Annotated in this window: 3 protein-coding genes and 1 pseudogene; all 4 read left to right on the forward strand. The window is 71.8% G+C overall.

Annotation, left to right across the window (positions count from 1 at the left end; genetic code table 11):
* Window positions 1-283 precede the first annotated feature (283 nt).
* Window positions 284-1,432: an inorganic phosphate transporter gene (locus GA0115240_RS07640; protein ID WP_093735897.1), complete on the forward strand. Its 1,149-nt coding sequence runs from the start codon at window positions 284-286 to the stop codon at window positions 1,430-1,432.
* Window positions 1,433-1,456: 24 nt separating this feature from the next.
* A complete protein-coding gene (locus tag GA0115240_RS07645) occupies window positions 1,457-1,687 on the forward strand; it encodes a hypothetical protein (RefSeq protein WP_093735898.1) in 231 nt (76 codons plus the stop codon).
* Window positions 1,688-1,719: 32 nt separating this feature from the next.
* Window positions 1,720-2,643, forward strand: a complete 924-nt coding sequence (ppk2, locus tag GA0115240_RS07650) for a polyphosphate kinase 2 (RefSeq protein ID WP_093735899.1) — start codon at window positions 1,720-1,722, stop codon at window positions 2,641-2,643.
* Window positions 2,640-3,349 (forward strand): annotated as a pseudogene (locus GA0115240_RS07655) (P1 family peptidase); the annotation flags it as partial. The gene ppk2 and the pseudogene GA0115240_RS07655, both read left to right, overlap by 4 nt.

The following is a 3,349-nucleotide window of genomic DNA, read 5'->3' on the forward strand; positions in this document are numbered from 1 at the left end:
TGCGCACGGCCCACCTCACCGCCGGCGCCGCCCTGCGGGTGTCCGGCGACCACGGCCCGCTGCCACCCGCCGACCGGATCGCCGAACTGCTGGCCGTAACGGACGAGGTGTGGGCCCGGCTGGGCGCGGCCCGTTGACTGCGCCCGGCGCGCGCCGGCCCGCCCGGCGCACGAACGGCCCGGGACGGGCCCGGCCCCCGCCTCCTTCCCGCCGGCTCTCTCCGTGTACCGCGCCTTCACGTGTCCTTCCCCGTTCGTATGCCTGCCCCTGCTTACCTGGTGACATGGACCACATCACCTTTCTTGTGGCAATGGTCATCGTCACAGCTCTGGCGTTCGACTTCACGAACGGTTTCCATGACACGGCCAACGCGATGGCCACTTCCATCGCGACCGGTGCGCTGCGGCCCAAGGTCGCGGTACTGATCAGCGGAGCGCTCAACCTGGTGGGCGCGTTCCTGTCCACCGAGGTGGCGAAAACCATCTCGGGCGGAATCGTCAATGACGCGCTCGTCACTCCCGGCATGATCTTCGCCGGGCTTGTCGGCGCGATCCTGTGGAATCTGATGACCTGGCTGCTGGGACTGCCCTCCAGTTCCTCGCACGCGCTGTTCGGCGGACTGATCGGCGCCGTGTGGGTGGGCGCGGGCCGGTCCGGTGTGCACTTCGACAAGGTCGTCGAGAAGATCCTGCTCCCTGCGGTCGCCTCGCCGATCGTGGCCGGTCTGGCCGCGCTCGGCGCCACGTATCTCGCCTACCGGCTCACCCAGCGGGCGAAGAAGGACACCGTCTCCCGGGGTTTCCGCGCCGGGCAGATCGCCTCGGCGTCGCTGGTCTCGCTGGCGCACGGCACCAATGACGCGCAGAAGACCATGGGTGTCATCACCCTCGCGCTGATCTCCTGCGGCGCCCTGGGCAAGGACGCGGGCCCGCCGGTGTGGGTGATCCTCACCGCCGGACTGGCCATCGCCACCGGCACCTACATCGGCGGCTGGCGGATCATCCGCACCATGGGCAAGGGCATCGTCGACATCGAGTCGCCGCAGGGCTTCGCCGCCGAGTCCGCCGCCACCGCGGTGATCCTGACCTCGGCCAACCTCGGCTTCGCGCTGTCCACCACCCAGGTCTGCTCCGGCGGCATCCTCGGCGCGGGTGTCGGCCGCAAGCTCGCCGAGGTCCGCTGGGGCACCGCGGGCAAGATGGCGCTGGCCTGGCTGGTGACACTGCCCGCCGCCGCGGTGGTCGGCGCGCTGGCGGCCGGCGCGGTGGTGCACGGCGGCACGCTCGGAACGGTCCTGATCGCGCTGGCCGCGCTGGCCGTCGCAGCCGTGATCGTGGGCCTGTCCCGCCGCAACCCCGTGCACGCCGACAACGTCAACAACAGCCCGCAAGCCGCGGTCCGCCCGACGGCGCATGCCGAAGCCAGTGCCTGAGCAAGAGACAGGGAGAAGACGCATATGAGCATCGACTGGGGATCCCTGGGAGAGGTCGCGGTGGTCAGCATCGGCGCCACCATCGGCGTGGTGGTCCTGTTCGCCCTGGGCGTGCGCGCCCTGGACGAGGGGGAGTCGGTCCGCGCCGAAGGCGGCAGTGGTACGTTCCAGCAGGTCAGCGCGGGCGCATGCTTCCTGGTGTGCGCAGCCGTGGTGCTGTACGGGCTGTACCTGATCATCCCCCAGTTCCACTAGCGCGCGACGACGGAAGGCGGACCGGCACCACCATGGGTACGAGTAACTCCACCAGCGAAAGCCCCCTCCTCGAGGGGATGACCGTGGACTACACCGACCAGGACGACCCGGTGCTGATCCGCCCCGACGGCAGTGTCATCGACACCTGGCGGGAGAACTACCCCTACGACGCGCGCATGGAGCGCCCCGAGTACGAGCACCACAAGCGGCTGCAGCAGATCGAGCTGCTGAAGCTGCAGCGGTGGGTGAAGGAGACCGGCCAGCGGCTGGTCATCGTCTTCGAAGGGCGGGACGCGGCCGGCAAGGGCGGCACCATCAAGCGCTTCATAGAGCACCTCAACCCGCGCGGAGCCCGGGTCATCGCGCTGGAGAAGCCCACCGAGCGCGAGAGCGGCCAGTGGTACTTCCAGCGCTATGTCTCCCAGCTGCCCACCGCCGGGGAGATCGTGCTCTTCGACCGGTCCTGGTACAACCGGGCCGGTGTGGAGCGGGTGATGGGCTTTTGCACCGACGACGAGTACCACCGCTTCATGCGGCAGACACCGGCCTTCGAGCGGATGCTGGTCGACGACGGCATCCAGCTGGTGAAGTTCTGGTTCTCCGTCTCCCGCAACGAGCAGCGCACCCGCTTCACCATCCGCCGGGTGGACCCGGTGCGGCAGTGGAAGCTCAGCCCGATGGACCTGGCCTCCCTCGACCTGTGGGACCGGTACACCGAGGCCAAGGTCTCCATGTTCCAGGAGACCGACACCGACCACGCCCCCTGGACGGTGGTCAAGAGCAACGACAAGAAGCGCGCCCGGGTCGAGGCCATGCGCAGCGTGCTGGACCGCTTCGACTACACCGACAAGGACCCGGAGATCGTCGGCACTCCCGACCCGCTGATCGTCGGCGCCGCCGCCAACCTGCTGGAGGCCGGGGAGGACGCCGCCGCCCGCTCGCTGTTGCGGCCGTGACGGGGCGCGGACGGGACAGGGGCGGAGCCGGACAGCCGGGCACGCTCAACGCGCTCACCGATGTCGCCGGCCTGCGGGTCGGCCACGCCGGGCGCCGCGGCGACGGCTGGCTGACCGGTGTCACCGTGGTGCTGGCGCCCGAGGGCGGCGCCGTCACGGCCGTGGACGTACGCGGTGGCGGACCCGGCACCCGGGAGACCGACGCGCTCGACCCGCGCAACCTCGTCCAGCGGATCGAGGCGGTCGTGCTCACCGGCGGCAGTGCCTTCGGGCTGGACGCCGCCTCCGGGGTGGTGGGGTGGCTGGAGGAACAGGGCCGCGGCTTCCCGGTCGGCGGCCCCGGCCGGGTGGTGCCGGTGGTGCCGGCCGCCGCCTTGTTCGACCTCGGCCGCGGTGGCCGGTGGGACGCCCGCCCGGGCCCGGAGCTCGGCCGAGCCGCGGTGATGGCCGCCGCCGCCACGCCGGAGGGCGCACCCGTAGCGCAGGGCTGCGTCGGCGCCGGTACGGGCGCGGTCGCCGGGGGGCCTCAAGGGCGGTGTGGGCACCGCCAGCTGGGTGCTGCCGTCCGGAACGACGGTGGCCGCGCTGGCCGTCGTCAACGCGTCCGGTTCCGTTGTCGACCCGGAGACCGGAGCGCTGTGGGGGGCCGGGACCGGGGCCGCCCGGGCGGCGGAGTTCGGACCCGCCGCCGGGCCGCGGCCGGCCG

This window comes from Streptomyces sp. DvalAA-14 (assembly GCF_900091855.1).
Classification (GTDB): Bacteria; Actinomycetota; Actinomycetes; order Streptomycetales; family Streptomycetaceae; genus Actinacidiphila.

Coding starts and splice junctions, on each gene's coding strand:
- GA0115240_RS07640 (WP_093735897.1), top strand. CDS start 284: ATGGACCACATCACCTTTCTTGTGGCAATGGTCATCGTCACAGCTCTG.
- GA0115240_RS07645 (WP_093735898.1), top strand. CDS start 1,457: ATGAGCATCGACTGGGGATCCCTGGGAGAGGTCGCGGTGGTCAGCATC.
- ppk2 (WP_093735899.1), top strand. CDS start 1,720: ATGGGTACGAGTAACTCCACCAGCGAAAGCCCCCTCCTCGAGGGGATG.